The following is a 17,777-nucleotide window of genomic DNA, read 5'->3' as shown; positions in this document are numbered from 1 at the left end:
ATTTACTGCAAAACTAATGGAAATCCTTATTATACTATCTATACTATCAGTTCCAGTAATCGGCTATTTGATTTATAGGCAAATTCGACAACAGGTTAGTACTCCTACAAAAATTGTGGAGTATATATTTATTGTTGCTTTATGCTTATCATCCCTTTTATTCTGTTTTGGGTTGATGATGTACGGATCACATCACACAGAAGCGATAGATATCGTTGACAATGGTTATTCTCCATTTGCTTCGGAACATAGTTTAACCCTCATTTTCTTATTTGGAACAGCTCTTTTTGGATCGATAAAACTCTGGTTAAAAGGGAGATCACTACCCCCTTTGTTATTTGTACTAACATTGATTTTTGTCGTCCTTGGCATCATAATTAGTTTTTTTGTATTATTACAGATTTCCTCTAACACGCAATTTTACGATGCTTGGTTGTTTGGCTTTTTACCTGTCACCAACATCATAACGGCTATAACTTTAATTTACAAAGTCATTGCTGAAGAGGCAACGGAAGCTTCGAATAAAACTTATCGTAATAAGTTTCTCAATTACCTGAATCAAAAGATGGCTCATACAGCTCATCAACCCTTGTATGTTATTATTTTGCTGTTACCTATATGTATAATGATAGTGGCTATCCTGATGTTATTTGGACAGGAAGCTGATTCGATATCAAAAGTATTTACGGAAACTACAACCTGGAATTTTTCAACAAAAACTCATCCTCCATTTTTAGATCATCGAGGGCATTATTTATGTACTGTTGCCATATGTGGTGATCCCAAAGTCGTAAAACCACTGCGTTTAGGAAAAAGACATGGGCTTGAAATCGTTGTAAACAGACAGTTGCTCATTGCAAATGCTTTTGAAGAATTAATCTGGGAAAGTTGGCCTGCGGCACATAAAATCATAAGAGGGTTGTACGATAAATACGGTTACCCTTTGTCTAAAAAGGTCACAACCGTGCAAAGATCAAACTTGGTATATAGATTAATGAAACCCTTAGAATATTTTTTCCTCTTATGTCTGTACTTGTATAGTGAAAAACCTGAAGAAAAAATTGCCAGGCAATATCAAAGCTAGATCAGTAAATTAAATAGAAAACGACAAAGAGATCCAAAACTTTATAAAATAAATAGGGTGTTGGGGTTGAACCTACTTTGCTCCTAAATGAAAAGGGAGCAAATCTCCATTTTTTAATATATATCTCCAGGTATTATTTCGATAAACGAGTAGAGGAAAAATATCTGGGGAAGTATCTGTATGAGTATTAAAATATGATGGTGCATCAAATAGAATTTCTTCCAACTCCACTGGGATAATAATCTTACCTTGAACATCTGATATCCCAAATTTATTATTTTTTTGAAGAAGGAGATATTGTCCATTCTGAATAGATCGGATTTGGGTATATTCAACGGGAAGCAGTAGCTTACCGCTATGCAAATCCCCAAGACCATAATATTGATCATAGCCATTTACTTTTGGTAATATGACAGCATGATCAAGGAAGAAAGATTCTTGATGGTTTAATCTCGAATTGGTCAGATCATATTCCAAAGGGAATATGATGGTTCCCTTTTTATTGATAAGCCCCATTTTAAACATTAATGCTCTCGGATCCGAATTTTCGGATTGGCATACTAGAGCAGCATTTCCTACAAAATCAAAAGCCCATACATATTGCGGAGCGACAACGATTCGACCTTCTTCATTGATATATCCATAGCCGTTTTCATTATGTATCAAAGCCATACCATTTTTATATGGCATAATGACGGTCTCCTTACCTGAATTCTGAGGTAAGTACCCTTGTTTTACAAATGTTAGGCTATATGATCCTTTCAGCTCCTGATGAGACGTCATATCATAGAGCTTTCCTATTTTATCATCTTCGGACACCAGTAAAACCTGAGCTGAATTCATGCGATACACAGCATGATAATTTAGTTCTTCACCTTTTAAATTTTCCAGATTCATTAAAAGATAGCTCATTTTATTACCGTTTCTAATCTTTACCAGAGATCTTTTGCTATCGATGGTATCGATCTGCTTGATATCCGCTCCTACTACTTTTGTACCTTTTAGGTCAAATAAATGACTGATTTGAGTATCAAACTCATCAATTCTTTCATTTTCAGGAATATGCATATTCGCTTTAATATAATCTTGTTTTCCTAAATTTAAGATATCGATACTTTCGTAAATAGCCGGAATCATCTCCTTGTTCAAATCCAGATCATATAGGCCAGTTTTCCCATTCTTTATAAAGGCGATTATATGTTCAGGTCCATGGTATAACTCAGAAATTCCTTCTACATCACTTAATAACAATTGACCGTTTGTATCAAAAAAACTGAACAATTTATTTTTCTCGGCAATCAGGTATTTTTTTTGACGGTCTGGATTTTTAAAATCAAAAAATTGGATATGGTAATATTGAGGATCTATAAAAGTATTTGTTTGTGGAATGTACAATCCATAAAAAGCTCTTTTCTTGATTTTAAAAATAGCTAATCCATGGCTCCCCGATGAGTAAAAATAGTCATTGACATGTGTTATATCACCATGTTCTATTTTAAAAACGACCTGTCGATTCGGGTTTAAAAGGGAGGTGATCTGTTGCTTCTTAGTAACTAAATAATCATCGTATACTTTGACCTCATCGTATATGTTAGGTAATATTACGGTTCCCTTCAAGTCTACCACTCCTTTTTTATGTTGTTTTGTCGTAATGAGATATTCTCCGTAGTAACCGTTAAAAGAATTATCATTAGGAAGTTCAATACGTTCAAATTCAAACGGAATTTTCAACTCACCATCTTGACCATATGCGCCGTAAAGATTGTTTTTTTTGGCAATCAGTAATCCCATTAAGAGTTCAGTATCGACAAATTCCTTTTTCGTAGGAATATGTATAACAAGCGACTTACCTCCTTTTGAAAAGGAAGAAATCCAGTTATCACTGCGCATACCCAGGTGATGATGCTCATACTCAAACGGAACCAAGATATGCTCATTCCAATCTATAACACCCCATTTTCCATTTTTTTGTGCATAAAGATAAGACTGACGATGACCACAACCTCCACAATAATCAAAGCCATCGTAACCATTTTTAGTCATTATTTTATTGTGCGACCGACTAAATAAGTACCATTTCCCATGTTGTTTGACGTCAAAATAATCACCATCCAAGTAACCAATTTCATCAAAAAAAGGCAATTGCGTTTTATCAACAAATAATAAACTTACTTTACCATCACGTTTTATTTTCCAAAAATCACGAAATTGAATATCTATATCATCATACTCTGCTTCAAGCAAAACATCACCTTTGGGAGATATGATACCCATTTTTTTGTCTTTTAAATATTTTAGTACAGTTTTGGGAAATAGCTGTGGATGGGCTGCCAACTCCCGTTTATAATCTTCTATTGCATAGGTATCGTTAAACTCAATGGAGGTTTCTTCTGCCAGTATAAGGCTATTTCCAAGGGTATCTATATAGTACGTATTATCCTTATCTATTATTTTTGCAAATCCATTTCTAAAAGGTGCCATACGCCTCCCCTCCTGTCCAAACTGATATAACTCGGTCTGTGCTTGGGCTGAAAATACTAAGCCAAAGAATAAAGCAAAATGGAATAAAAAAAGCTTCAAATTCCAGGTACTCTGTGCGCTATTAATTAAGAATAATATCATAAAAATTATTTTTAGAGATTAGTACCGTTTCTCTTTTGATTTTATAGCATATTTCTGTCCGTCTTTACCAACAAAATAATACCATTCTCCTTCCTTTACCAACAGCGGCCATGTTTTATCTTCACCTTCATAATTTCGACGGATCTCATCATACAATGGTTCTACCAAAATTTTACCTGACCAATCAGCCAGTCCATACTTATCGCCTTTTGCAAAAGTAAAATTCAGATATGCACCACCAACTTCGAGATCCTGATATCCAGGACCGAGTATAATCTGCCCATCACGTCTGACCATGATCTGCTGATTCAGTTTACTGAAGATCAATATGTCAGATTCTTTACCAGTGGTCAATACCTGTTCATATTCAAAAGGAACTACGATGTTGCCTTTTAAGTCAATCATTCCGCGCTGATATTTAAAGCCTGAGTAATTTTCTTTATCGATGATTTTTTTAGCTGCTATGGCATAACCTTCATAAAAATCATCGACTTGATCGTACTCTTCAAAGCGTTTTTCATTTCCCACGGTATCGATAAAAAGATTTCCTTCTTTGGCATATATCTTTTTTAAGCCATGATAAAATCTACCATTCGGATATTTTTTATAATTGGGAAAGCGGATCAAATCGTAACTACCATCGGATGTCCAATTGGTATTCGAATACACCAATTTTCCATCCGTGTCGGTTAATTGCAAAGATTTATCGTGATGTTCAACCAATAAGAAATGGTCGTTTACTAAACGTATATCTGTGACCGTATTGTCGAATGTACGGATCTTATCCTGTCCAATATGATAGATCCAAAACTGGTACTGATAATTAGAAACTAATTTGCGGACAAGAATAAGATCCTTATTAAAGATCGTGATTTGTTGTTCATGCGGAGAGATCAATACTTTCTTAGTCTCCAAATCAAACAAACCTATTTTTAAAGCATGATGTTCGCCCGCTTTTCCATCTGAAAATGTGATAAAACGTTGCGATATATCAAATTGATCTTCTATTCCCGATGCTGAATATTGGTAACCATCATCGAAACTATAGTGCACCGGTAAGATTTCCATTCCATTTTCATATACGATTCCTGAGTTTTGATTAGATCCGACTAAGAAAAAAGTCTTCCCGTTATAATAGTGCAACTTGATGTTCTGATATTTCCCCAATGGAATAATGGTTTTTCCATCCCAGTTACAGATACCTGTTTTTCCATTTTTAGTCACTTCAAAAAAATATGGAGCTTGCTCAATCTGGACTTCATAAGCTAATCTTTGCCTGACTTGTTCCGTTATATTTGCGTCAAAAATAAGATCAGACATCCCGATCACTGGACTGGAACTGTATTTATGATTCCCATTGGCAGCTAATACGCGGATCTCCTCATACTCAAAAGGCAAAATTGTCTTACCGTTGATATCAATAACGCCATAACCACTTGCTTTTTTTGCTATTCCAAGGTTTCTAATAAATGAATCCAGCTGTTCAAATTCATTTTTTATGATTACTTTTTTGGAAATTGGATCAACAACACCATAATGATTTCCCTGTTTAAAAATCAACCATTTAGAACCATCAATGATTTTATAATCCGTATATCCAGAAAGCAATACGTTGCCATTGGTATCCATGAGATCAAGTTGTGTACCTTTTTTCCCCTTAATATAGGTCTGTCCATCCCCTTTGATGTACTGAAGATGACTATCATACTCGACAGGTACGATGAGCTCACCATTTATCTTGGCCAACCCACTTTTATCGTGTGTGCGTATCTCCACAAACTCATCAGACAAGAAACTTGTTATATACTCATATTGAGGTCTTTGCAAAATTTGACCATTAAGAGCGGAAACCCATCCCCACAGATGATCATCAGCAACACCAATAATATTTTTATTAATTACTTCAGCTTTCTGAAATTGGACCGGAACAATAATTTTGCCCTTTTCATCAGCAACTCCAGTCTTTCCATTCTTTTTTAGCACAAGGTATTTATAATCGTATTGCTTTCCCTTATGCCACTGTCCATCATAAGATGTAGCAAGTTCGATCTCATCATACGCTATAGGAACAATCAGATCTCCATCTTCGTGTAGCACTCCATAATAACCATCCTTAATCACAACAAATAAATCTGCCGCGTGCTCTTCTACATCATCTATCCAATGATTGCCTGCTAAATGATAAAAAAAATCCTTCTTTTCTTTTTTAACTTTGATTAGTGGTGAAATGGACCGCTCAAAGCCCATTGATTCTACGATCTGAACAGTTTGTGAATATCCAAAAAAAGGTAATAGCAGAAAGAAGATAGGAAGAAGATGTTTCATGAACCTCAAGATTTTCTCAAATATCTTAATTATAATGTTGTGAATATCTCCCTGAATACCGCTAGTTTTAGGCTAAATATTTGATCCAATTGAATGTCCATCCGTTACTTCATGTCTCAAAGCGCTCATGTTTTCAGCAACATGTTCCTATAATCAACCCTATCATTATGCTTGGACTCCTATTATGAGCTAAAAAATAGAACATTTATTGGTCATAATCCTCAATGGAAATAAAAATTAGGTTTAAGAAATGAAATCCATGTTAAAATAATAAAAATAGGTACTCCCTCGTTGATTGAAAATAAATTGTTATTTTTACGTATAAGGTACTGAACATCAATAAGGGCATCGCAAGAAATTTTCAGATACTATTTGTACGATTAGAAAGCCTTTTTAAATCTTGAATTTACATTTTAGTACAAAGCAGCATAAAATGCTTTCGCCATTCAATCATGAACAACCTATTCTAAAAAATTTAGAATTCTTGAAAAACTTAAACTGAATTTTAATATGCTACTAGAAATAAACCCAAAGTTACCCATGAGAGATAGGCAGATAACAGCTGACTATTACATCAACAAACTCGGTTTTCAAACTTTCGGAAATGAATTTGAGGATTATTTAATGGTCTATAAGGATCAGATCCAGATTCATTTTTTTAAGTTTACAGATCTTGATCCTAAAGAAAACTATGGTCAGGTATATATTAGGACGGATGATATAGATGCTGTTTACCAGACCTTATTGGATAACCACATTCCGATACATCCAAATGGTCATTTAGCGGTAAAGCCTTGGGGACAAAAAGAATTTTCTTTGCTCGATCCCGATAACAATTTACTTACTTTTGGACAGCAGATTTAACTTAATCCACATCAAGTCAATCAGATCTATTATTCTTCAAAAGCTAATATACCAGTCAGCATGTATAAAATTAAATACTGACTGGTATAAGTTTGTGATTAACCTTCGTGGTCTTCTCCCACTAGTGAAAACTTGATTGATTTTTGAGGATAATCATCAAAACTTTTTCTACTGGAATTACCAATTATTTTTTTTAGACTAACTTTATCTCCTAATCTAAACTGATCTTCTACCAATTGATAGTCCAATAAATATGGTCCACAATAGTAATTACCTTTTTCGTCTTGCTCGATTATTCCTTGATATAGCCCTTTTTTTGTTTCTCTTGGCATGTTATTATATTTATGGGACAAAGATACAAAGACTAAAACAATTTAGACAATTAACGTAAAAGATAATGATAAAAGAGGTAACTGGATCGTAAAACCAAAGTATTAGCGGGATGTGCTCTATTTTGAAATTCACGCTCCAGGTGTTCGAACCCATCCATTCGTATACAGATCATCAGCTCATGAAGCTTAATCAAAATGAAGCTGCGTCCAATTGCTTTTAGGAAAGGGATGCTTCCCGATATTTTTTTAGACTGATACCATGATGACGCTTAAAGAACTTATTGATATGACTTTCATCAGCAAATCCAAATTCATCTGCGATTTCATGCACTCTTTTATCACTAAACCGCAATCGATGTTCGATCAAGCGAATCCGATAGGAAGAGATATACTGCTGTAGAGACTCGTTGCATTCTTTGCGGAAATAGCTGCTTAGATAGGTTGGCGAAAATCCAAATTTCGCAGCAATTACAGCGATGGTAAGGAGCTCGGGTTGTCGTATGTATGCTTGGATATAATCTAATATCTGTAGTGTACGCCTATCCGCATTAGGAGTAAGTTCCTGAGGTTTATTGATGGCTATATTTCGCGCTGCGATAACGATAATAGCATTGACCAGATGTCTGGTCAAATCTTCATTGTAAAGGGATTGGTGACTGCATGCCTGTTGCAAACTCTGAATCAACGAATTGACCATATGTTTATCATCATTATTGACTAAAATAGAACCTGATAAATGAGAAGCATAATATAAAAGACATTCGATGTGATCGATGCTTTTCCATTGATATTCTTTTATATAACTTTCTCCGAAACGTACGACCATAAACTCATTATTTCCCTCCAAATCAAACCCATGGCAATCATTTGGTGTAATAAGAAATAAGTCTCCTGGGAAATAGTCAAATTTATTTCCATTGACACTGTGTTTTCCTTTGCCAGAAATAACATACACCAGCTCAAAGAAATTAAATTGTCTGTCACGCAGCGGACATACGGTTACGTTTTCATAAAAAACTTCAAGGGATTGATAGATATTTTCTTTTGCCATGATGCAAAGATACCCAAATAACACTTATATGTACCTGTATTCAATGCTTTTTTCAGTCTATTTTTGTTGTTCAAGAATAATATATGAAAGCAATTGTATTGGAAAAATTTGGCGGTGTTGAACATCTTATTGAAAAGAATATTGAAAAACCCAACATCAAACCTGATGAGGTGCTGATCCAGGTGAAGGCGATCGGTATCAATCCTGTCGATGTCAAAGTTAGAAGTTGTGATGCTCCACTTGCTGACATGTTATCAAAATATGATCCTCTAATTTTAGGTTGGGATATTTCGGGAGTCATTGTTGAAATTGGAGATGCGGTTACCAATTTTCAAATTGGAGATGAAGTTTTTGGTCTGATCAACTTTGTCGGTCATGGCAGAGCGTATGCGGAATATGTAGCGGCTCCTGAAGGGCATCTTGCACGAAAACCGCAAAAAATTAGTCATATTGAAGCTGCGGCAAGCCCTTTAGCTGCATTGACAGCTTGGCAAGCATTTCATTCCTACGGAAAACTAAGACCCCATGATCGGGTTCTTATCCATGCCGCATCAGGTGGTGTAGGTCATTTTGCTGTACAGATCGCGAAGTATCTCCAAGCTTACGTCATCACAACTTCTTCGGCATCTAACCGAGATTTTATCATCCAATTGGGAGCAGATGAACATATTGATTACCAAAAAACGGCTTTTGAAGAAGTTCTTTCGGATATAGATTTTGTCCTCGAATCGGTCGGTGGCGCAAATTTTCAAAAATCAGTACAAGTATTGAAACCATTTGGTTCAATTGTCACCCTGCCCTCTGGCCATAGTAAAGATGATGAATTAAAGGCGCAGGAAAAACAGCTTCATGCTTGTTATTTTATGTCCGTCTACAGTAGCAGTAGAGATATGCAGCGTATCGCTGGCTTGTTGGAATCGGGAATACTAAAACCTCATATTGCTCACGTGTTCAATTTTGATGAAATGGCAAAAGCACATGTACAAATTGAAACTGGAAGAACCGTAGGAAAAGTCGTTGTTAAATTATAAAAAGCAAGAGAAATGAACACAATAGATCAGGAGCTTTTAGCCGCAATTTCGCATAGTGCTTATGGAGAGATCGATTATGAAAATTTACTGCAGCATAATCCCCAAAAAATTAGAGATCAAGAAATGCAGGTGTCCCTATTGGAACCAGATGCCATTATACCACACGACCTCGACGTTCGAAATAGGTATATACCATCTTCTGACAAAGGGAGAAATATCCGTTTAAGAATTTACAGATCAAAGGATAAAAGCAATTTGCCCGTCTTAGTATATTTTCATGGTGGTGCTTTTATCTATGGAACTCCCGAACAGTATGATTTTATATTCTTTCGATTGGCTTCGGATGTGGACTTAATGATTGTTTCTGTCGATTATCGATTAGCTCCCGAACACCCATTTCCTGCAGCTATGGAAGATGGATATGATAGTTTAAAATGGCTCGCTCAGTACTCTTCTAACCTTGGTGGAGATCCGAATCGTGTCCTCATTGGAGGCAGCAGTGCTGGAGCCACAATTGCGGCCTCCATCACCCATTTGGCACGGGATAAACAAGAAATAAAAATCAGACATCAGCTTTTACTTTATCCTGCGATGAGTCATTTGCTCAACACAGCTTCAATGGAATCATTGGCGGATGCACCTATGCAAACCAAAAATGCCGCGAAATGGATGTGGAAACATTATCTACCCCATATGGATCAACGGCCTGCCTATGCGGTGCCGCTACTTGAAGAAAATTTCAATCAACTTCCCGATGCTACGGTAGTGGTCTGCGAATTTGATCCGCTTAAAGATGAGGGGAAAATGTATGCCGAGAAATTACGACAAGCAGCTGTATCGACGGAGCTTATCGAAATACAAGGAGCGGTGCATGCGTTTGATTTTTTCGAGAGTTCGCTATCAGATGCATTTTATGACCGATTATTGAATGTATTAACAAAAACAGTAAATCAAGATAAATGAAAAAAATAATAGTAGTCAATGGACATCCGGACAGAGAAAGTTTTAACAGTGCTATTGCTCAAACCTATATCCAATCGGCACAAGAAGCTGGCGCTGAAGTTCGATACCTCGCCATAGGGGAATTGGATTTCAATCCAAACTTGCAATTTGGTTATCGGAAAAGGATGGATTTGGAACCTGATTTGGTAAAAGCTCTTGAAGATATCCACTGGAGTAATCATCAAGTATGGATACATCCCATGTGGTGGCTGGGGATGCCGGCTATTATGAAGGGCTTCTTTGACAGAGCATTTCTTCCTGGCCTTACTTTTAAAAGCAATAAAAATGGAATCAGTGAAGGATTATTACAGAACAAGACAGGACGAGTCATCACCACAGCGGGTGACGTATCTCTGGATAGTTATGAAAAAGAATATGGTTCAAGTGGACTTATTCAGTTGAAAACAGGAATTTTAGAATACTGTGGAGTATCTGCTATAGAAAATAATTTTATTGGACCTCTGTATGAGTTGGATGAAAATGATCGCATCAATTGGCTCATCAAGATCGCAAATTTGGCGATGATCGATGCTGAAAAATAAGGCACTTGAAAGACCTTTATTATAGTTAAGTGGAAGGAGTTGACACTCCTATCCACCATATATGGCTACGCCCTTTTCTTGTAAGACAAATCCTTTCCAGGCAAATAATTTATATTGTTTTGAATCCCAATTGCCTTCACTTGATTTTTCTAACACAATTCCTTTATCGGAATTTGGTAAAAAAATTTCGGCTTTCGAATTGTCCGCATTAAAAATGAGATAGGTAGGATTTCCTTCCACTCGAGCGCCATCTTTTAAAGGATTTAATTTAGTTTTAAAGGATGCCAAGGTTAAACAGTTTTGCTCTAGTACAGAATATACTTTTCCATCTTGATATAAACATGCATTTTTCTGCTCATCGCAATCTGTTTTAACTAATGGCATATCAGAAGAAAATGTTAACCTGTTGACATCCTTAAAGGTCGTACCATCAGCATTCATATCACCGTAACCTTCCATAAGCGTATCTTTTTGGACTTGAAATGCTACTTGTCTAACCGACTCTAATCCTTCGGATTGAAAGGTATAATTTGCGACTAACACCCCGTCTTTCAATTGACCAATAAAAGTTCCTGTATTCTTGTCCTTTTCAGCAAAAGCATAGCTTAAATTTCCTTTCACTTCTGCTCCACTTTCAGTAATTTCTAAGGAAACTTTATTTTTGCCATCATTAAAGACATAGCACCCTAAATCAAGTGCCGTACTGGTTTGCTGAGGCATCTCAGATTTAACCTCGTGAGCATCAGCTTTTTTCGCATCTTTGTTTCTACAGCTTAGCATGGTGAATACGACACAGGATAATATAATCAGCTTTTTCATATTTTTCTATTTCTAATTTTTATTGCTTTACCTAAATTTAATTTTAATTTCTGATAACTCAGATGTTAAGTGTTTTTTTTCAAAAATTACTAACCTTTTTTTTTCCAAAGTTGATCTGGAGAATCTTTTAAAAATGAATGAAACTTTCCATGAACAGCCTATTCAATTGATAAAAGACAAAATGAATTTCGATTGTTATCCCCTACTCACCTCATCCCTACTCTGTAACAAACTATTCAGCCTGTTTGAAATACAAATAAATGCAAGAACGAAAAATGTTTTCATAAACATAAATATTAAAATGTTGCAACAGCTGTAACTCGATTTGCTGTTATGGCAAATACCTCCTGACCTGTTTTAGCTTGAATTAAATACAAACCGGTAAACAAACTAAATGCGGGTAATAAAGCGGTGTTATCATCAAAAACAAAACAAGGCAATTTTAACCGTTGTCTTGCTGGCCCCTTCAATAATATGCCTGGGTGAATATGTCCCGAAAAAATATATTTACCGTGATCAGGGGCATCTTTTTGCTCATGAACAAAGCAAAAATCACCTATTTCATAGTAGATTGAAAAAAGTTTAATCGCTAATTGTTCATAAAAAATACTGGCCAGCTTATCATGATTGCCTTTCACCAAAATAATTTCCAATGTTTTATTTTCTATCCTCCATATCCGAAATTCCTCTAAATCCATATTATGATGATGATGAAACATATCACCCGTTACCAATAACGTTTTTGGATTGTACATCGCTACGAGATGATCAAGACGCGTAATATCGGTTTCGGATACTTGCCTAGGAATTTGTAGGCCCTCTTTCCTAAAATGTCCCGACTTACCCAAATGAAAATCACTAATAACAAGCAATTGATAATAAGGAATATACAACGCTCGCTCCTGATCAAGAATGAGCTCAATTCCTCTTTTTATAATGCGAATCATCTCAATCTAAATTTTTAAATACCTCTGCCTTCATTCTTTCTATTCGTGCCTCTAATTCTTCAGAACTCATACTCTCACGCATACTATCAACTTTAATTGGAAAAGAAAAAGGGGTGAAACGCTCTGCCGACTTTAGTACAATAGTACTCTGCTGAATTCTCTGTAAAGCTCGCAATAATCTCGGTTCTTCAAGCTGATAATGAAAATTTTCATCATAAGCTTGTCTAAGTAATAGATTTTTTGAATCATAAGACTCAAATACATCAAAAAATAAAGAAGAAGAAGATTGAATCTGTTTATTTTTTAAATATTTACCTGGATAACCTTGAAATACCAGCCCTGAAATACAGGCAATATCTCTAAACTTTCTTTTGGCCATTTCTGTCCCATTGATACTGGCATTGATATCTTCACTCAAATTATCAGGTGAAAAAACTTCATAGACAATCGCATCATCCATTGGGATTTCTTGATCACTCAACAATTCAAAACCATAGTCATTCATCGCAATCGAAAATGTAATGGGCATTAATTTTGAAATCCGATAAGCTACCAATGCGGCCATGACTTCATGGACCAATCTTCCTTCAAAGGGGTATGCAAAAAGATGGTACCCTTCTTTGGTTTTGATCAATTCTACCAAAAACTCATGCTCCAATGGTACATGCGTAATCGATTCTTGCAATTCAAACAATGGTTTTATTACGGTCAACTCTTCTTCTTCATGATTTTCAGTCAGTACTTGGCTATATTTTTTACGTAGTATCGCTCCCAAATTAGAGCTTAATGGCAGCCGCCCCCCCATCCAACTTGGCGTTATCGTTTTTTTATGATTACTCCTTCTCACAAGAACCAGCATATCTCGGACCATGACAAATTCTAAACTTCGTCCTGCTAAATTAAAACGGTCCCCGGGTTTTAGCTTGGAAACAAAATATTCTTCAATCATCCCAATATATCCGCCTGTCAAAAACTTTACTTTTAGCATCGCATCGCTCACGATGGTACCAATATGTAAACGATGGCGCATGGCAATCTGTCTACTCGTTACTTTCCAGAGGCCGTCCTCTTCATCTAAAACTACTTTATGAAATTCGGGATAAGCCTGTAAACTATTGCCTCCTTGGGTAATAAACTGCATACACCAAGCAAATTCTTCTGCCAATAATTCTGAAAATGCAAAAGTATTTTTTACCTCATCAAAAACTATTTTATCGTCAAACCCATCTCCGACGGCTAAGGTGACCAAGTATTGAATCAGGACATCAAAAGGTAAAATAAAGGGTTCACGTCTTTCAATCTGTTGTGTCTTAGCTGCCGTTTTTATTGCAGCAACTTCAAGCAATTCAAGAGCGTGCGTGGGCATAAAATAAATTTTTGACGTTTCAAAGGGTGAATGCCCACTACGTCCGGCACGCTGTAAAAAACGCGCCACCCCTTTTGGAGATCCCACTTGGACTACGGTATCTACAGGTTTAAAATCGACGCCCAAATCGAGAGAAGAGGTGCAGATCACGACTTTTAAAATACCGGTATGCAGCGCATCCTCAATCCAATTGCGCAACTCAAAATCAATGGATCCATGGTGTATAGCCATCTGACCAGCAAAGTCTGGATGAATCTTCAATAAATGTTGAAACCAGATTTCCGCCTGACTTCGCGTGTTGGTAAAGACTAACGTGGTTTTACTTTTTTTGATGATTGGAATTAATTTATCTGCCAATTTTATGCCCAAATGCCCTGCCCAGGGAAGCATTTCGATGGTATCTGGAATAATGGATTGTATCCGGATTTTCTTTTCGGCATCTGCTTTGACAATTATTTTTGGAACCATATGGTCGGGCTGCAACACTTCCAAAGCCTCTTCTAAATTACCGATTGTTGCAGAAATACCCCAAATACGAAGTGTTCTATCCGTTCTCGATCGAATTATTCCTTTAATTCTGGACAAAGCCAATTCGACCAATACACCACGCTTTGTACCCAATAACTCATGCCACTCATCTGCGACTATACAAGTGAGGTCATCAAATAGATGGTCTGTATTTTTTTGTGCTAAGAGCAAATGTAGGCTCTCTGGTGTAATCAGTAATACCTGCGGCATAGCACGTTTTTGTTTTTGTCGATCTGATACGGATGTATCGCCGTTACGTACACCCACTGTCCAGTCGATATTAAGCTCTAACAAGGTTTCTTCCATTGCGCGCGCCAAATCTTTTGCTAAGGAACGTAAGGGTGTTATCCAGATCATGCGGAGTCCAAGTTTTTTCTTTTTCTTGGATTGACCATGTTCTTCATTGAGATAGGCAATAATAGGAGCTAAAAATACAGAATACGTTTTTCCAAAGCCTGTGGGGGCATTGACCACACCACTATAACCTTGCAAATAGGATTCCCATGTTTTTTCTTGAAATGGAAATGGCTTTCTTTTACTTGTTTTAAGCCACTTTAAAACGTGTTGATAACCCATTGTTTTTTTCATCTTTCACTAGCTCTCAAAGTGGATTGTAATAGCATTTGCAAATCTTCTAGTGTGTTGATATCAGCGACTTTTTTATCCCTTCTCCAACGAACAATACGGGGAAATCTTAACGCAAGTCCGGCTTTATGACGTTTACTGACTGCTATACCTTCAAATGCAATTTCAAATACCAATTCTGGTTTAACCGTACGTACTGGTCCAAATTTTTCAATCGCATTTTTCACAACAAAACTATTTACCTCTTTGATTTCTTTATCAGTAAGACCAGAGTACGCTTTGGCAATTGTGATAAATTGATCTCCGTCACGCACAGCAAAAGTATAATCTGTGAAAAAATTAGCTCTTCTTCCACTCCCTTTTTGAGCATAAATCATGACGACATCGATCGTAAAAGGTTCTATTTTCCATTTCCACCAATCCCCCCGTTTTCGACCATTATGGTAAAGAGAATCTTTATGTTTTAACATAATCCCTTCACTATTCAATTCACGAGATTGCTTTCTTTCTTCCACTAATTCTTCCCACGAATCAAATAACACAATTGGTGCAGTGAGTATGATATTTTCTATAGGTAATAATTGTTCCAATATAGCTCTTCTTGTATGAAGAGGCTCATTTCTATAATCTATTCCACCAAATTCGAGTACATCATATGCGTAAAAAGCAATAGGCGCTTCTTCCAATTGTTTTTTATAAATTATCTTTCTATTCAGACGCTGTTGCAAGGTACTAAATGATAATACTTCACCATCGCGAACAGCTAATATTTCTCCATCGATAACCGTACCATTGGGAAGACCCAATAAGGCAATATGCAATTCAGGAAATTGATCGGTAACCAATTCTTCGCCTCGGGACCAGATAAACAATTCGTCATTTCGTTTAATAATTTGTCCTCTGATACCATCCCATTTCCACTCCGCCTGCCAATCCAATGGAGGTCCAAGCTCATGCACAGGCACATCAATTGGATGTGCTAGACAAAAAGGATAGGGCCAAGAACTATCTGTATTAACATGTGAACCGTTTATTAAATCGGTAAAGGTAATCTGTTCAGGATCCCACTTCCCCATGATACTGTGCGTAATATGGTTGATATCTAAACCAGTTAATTTTGCCAAAGCATGAATTAAATTTTTGGTCGATATTCCTATTCTAAAATTCCCTGAAATCAATTTATTAAATACAAACCGTTCTTGAGTATTCAATTTTTGCCAGGCATTTAATACAAATTCTTTTTTTTCTTGGTCACTACTACGAACCAGTCCCTTCAGCTCCAAGATCCATTGATGTAAAGGAATATCAGATTCGGATGTAGAGGGTGGTAAAAGCAGTGCAATGGTTTCGCTTAGATCCCCCACATTATGATAACTTTCCACAAAAAGCCAAGTAGGTAAACCCGTGATTTTGATAATCCACTCTTTCAATAACTTGGTATTGATGGTTCTTTTAGGCTTTTTACCCGTAAATAAGGCAATCACCCAAATTTTATCAGCATCATCTGCTTCTGAAAAATAATCTACCAATGCAGATAGTTTATCATTGGTTTTGTTGCTTTGTTCAAGCTTGGAAATTAACCTGCTGAATTTTTTCAAATTATGACCTCCTTTTCTGCTGCAACATCGTCATCTTCTTGACCAAACTGCGTAGCTACGGCTTGGGCAGCTATGCCTTGTTCGGATAAATATCGAGCAAACACCGATGTAAATCCATGCGTCACATATATTTGTTCGGCTTCAGTAGCTTTGATTGCTGTAATCAGACCACGCCAGTCTGCATGATCACTTAATGCAAATCCAGCATCAGCACTCTGCCACCTTCTGTGACTACGCACCTGCATCCATCCTGAACAGACACCAACAGCTGCTGACTGTAAACTCTTGATCCACTTGCTATCGCGCATGACTGGGGGCACGATCAAAATACCTCCCTGTAACTCGTCCTTACTCAATTCTGGAGTTATGGTTTGATATGCGGCTAATGGCACTCCTGCATGTTCAATAGCTTCATTTAATCGACCAATACTGTTGTGCACATAGATGGGAAGATCGCCTGCTAAATTTTGTAATAAGCGTTGTGCTTTGCCTAAACTATAAGCAATGAGCACGGTTGTTTTATGGTTTTCTTTATTTTGAATAGCCCATTTTTTAATATCGTCAAAGATGATATTCTGTGCCAACCAGTTGTATGTAGGCAGCCCAAAAGTGCTTTCTGAAACAAATGTATGGCATTTGATCGGTTCAAAAGCTGTGCTGACTCCATCATATTCAACCTTATAATCTCCCGAAATAACACAAATCTCCCCTTTGTAGGCCAATCGAACTTGTGCGGATCCAATCACGTGACCTGCTGGGTGAAAGGATATTTCCACTCCATTTCGCACGACAGTCTCTCCATATTCTAATGATTCGACAATCAGATCGGCACTTATGCGGCACTTGATAATCGCTTTTGTAAAATGGTGGCATAGGTAATATTTATTACCCCAACGCACGTGATCGGCATGACCATGTGTAGTGACAGCATAGTCTACTGGCAACCAAGGGTCGATATAAAAATCTCCCTGTTTGCAATAAATACCTCGATTAGTAAAACTTATTAACGCCATATTCTTAATAACAAGGATGCCAGTAATTAGTTTACACCGCATCACGATTGCATGTTAATCAAACTATT

The 17,777-nt window shown here is 36.7% G+C and carries 14 protein-coding genes; 5 read left to right on the top strand and 9 right to left on the bottom strand.

Annotation, left to right across the window (positions count from 1 at the left end):
- Positions 1-16: 16 nt before the first annotated feature.
- The gene (locus C8N37_RS03700) at positions 17-1,084 is read left to right on the top strand and encodes a DUF6688 domain-containing protein (RefSeq protein WP_146170986.1); all 1,068 of its coding nucleotides are present in this window, start codon (positions 17-19) and stop codon (positions 1,082-1,084) included.
- Positions 1,085-1,156: 72 nt separating this feature from the next.
- Here C8N37_RS03700 and C8N37_RS03695 read toward each other — a convergent pair whose 3' ends face one another.
- Both C8N37_RS03695 and C8N37_RS03690 read right to left on the bottom strand, forming a co-directional pair.
- Positions 1,157-3,706, bottom strand: a complete 2,550-nt coding sequence (locus tag C8N37_RS03695; RefSeq protein ID WP_108157600.1) for a WG repeat-containing protein — start codon at positions 3,704-3,706, stop codon at positions 1,157-1,159.
- A gap of 18 nt (positions 3,707-3,724) precedes the next feature.
- Entirely contained in the window at positions 3,725-6,031 is a 2,307-nt protein-coding gene (locus tag C8N37_RS03690; RefSeq protein WP_108157599.1) for a WG repeat-containing protein, read from the bottom strand.
- Positions 6,032-6,571: 540 nt separating this feature from the next.
- On the opposite strand from C8N37_RS03690, the gene C8N37_RS03685 reads away from it, so the two are divergent.
- The gene (locus tag C8N37_RS03685) at positions 6,572-6,895 is read left to right on the top strand and encodes a bleomycin resistance protein (protein ID WP_244914329.1); all 324 of its coding nucleotides are present in this window, start codon (positions 6,572-6,574) and stop codon (positions 6,893-6,895) included.
- Positions 6,896-6,993: 98 nt separating this feature from the next.
- Here C8N37_RS03685 and C8N37_RS03680 read toward each other — a convergent pair whose 3' ends face one another.
- Entirely contained in the window at positions 6,994-7,227 is a 234-nt protein-coding gene (locus C8N37_RS03680) for a hypothetical protein (protein WP_108157597.1), read from the bottom strand.
- A gap of 217 nt (positions 7,228-7,444) precedes the next feature.
- Positions 7,445-8,278, bottom strand: a complete 834-nt coding sequence (locus C8N37_RS03675; protein WP_186812842.1) for an AraC family transcriptional regulator — start codon at positions 8,276-8,278, stop codon at positions 7,445-7,447.
- An 83-nt stretch (positions 8,279-8,361) separates the two neighbouring features.
- On the opposite strand from C8N37_RS03675, the gene C8N37_RS03670 reads away from it, so the two are divergent.
- From C8N37_RS03670 to C8N37_RS03660, 3 genes are read left to right on the top strand one after another with little or no spacing between them, the layout of a single operon-like run.
- A complete protein-coding gene (locus C8N37_RS03670; protein ID WP_108157596.1) occupies positions 8,362-9,309 on the top strand; it encodes an NADP-dependent oxidoreductase in 948 nt (315 codons plus the stop codon).
- Between the two features lie 12 nt (positions 9,310-9,321).
- Positions 9,322-10,272, top strand: coding sequence for an alpha/beta hydrolase (locus tag C8N37_RS03665; RefSeq protein WP_108157595.1), 951 nt, complete (start codon positions 9,322-9,324; stop codon positions 10,270-10,272).
- Entirely contained in the window at positions 10,269-10,853 is a 585-nt protein-coding gene (locus C8N37_RS03660; protein WP_108157594.1) for an NAD(P)H-dependent oxidoreductase, read from the top strand. The genes C8N37_RS03665 and C8N37_RS03660 overlap by 4 nt, the downstream gene beginning before the upstream one ends.
- Positions 10,854-10,901: 48 nt before the next feature.
- Here the strand turns inward: C8N37_RS03660 and C8N37_RS03655 are convergent, their stop codons facing one another.
- The 5 genes from C8N37_RS03655 to C8N37_RS03635 form a co-directional block, all read right to left on the bottom strand.
- Entirely contained in the window at positions 10,902-11,672 is a 771-nt protein-coding gene (locus C8N37_RS03655) for a hypothetical protein (protein WP_146170985.1), read from the bottom strand.
- A 296-nt stretch (positions 11,673-11,968) separates the two neighbouring features.
- Entirely contained in the window at positions 11,969-12,619 is a 651-nt protein-coding gene (pdeM, locus tag C8N37_RS03650; RefSeq protein WP_108157592.1) for a ligase-associated DNA damage response endonuclease PdeM, read from the bottom strand.
- Position 12,620: 1 nt separating this feature from the next.
- Positions 12,621-15,101 carry a ligase-associated DNA damage response DEXH box helicase gene (locus tag C8N37_RS03645; protein WP_108157591.1) on the bottom strand — a complete coding sequence of 827 codons (2,481 nt, stop codon included), beginning with the start codon at positions 15,099-15,101 and terminating at the stop codon, positions 12,621-12,623.
- Positions 15,098-16,696, bottom strand: a complete 1,599-nt coding sequence (locus C8N37_RS03640) for an ATP-dependent DNA ligase (RefSeq protein ID WP_108157590.1) — start codon at positions 16,694-16,696, stop codon at positions 15,098-15,100. Before C8N37_RS03640 ends, C8N37_RS03645 begins: the two co-directional genes overlap by 4 nt.
- Entirely contained in the window at positions 16,693-17,709 is a 1,017-nt protein-coding gene (locus C8N37_RS03635; RefSeq protein WP_108157589.1) for a ligase-associated DNA damage response exonuclease, read from the bottom strand. The genes C8N37_RS03640 and C8N37_RS03635 overlap by 4 nt, the downstream gene beginning before the upstream one ends.
- Positions 17,710-17,777 lie beyond the last annotated feature (68 nt).

It is taken from the genome of Sphingobacterium faecium (assembly GCF_003054045.1).
Classification (GTDB): domain Bacteria; phylum Bacteroidota; class Bacteroidia; order Sphingobacteriales; family Sphingobacteriaceae; genus Sphingobacterium; species Sphingobacterium faecium.
This window is presented reverse-complemented; position numbering and strand designations above follow the sequence as displayed.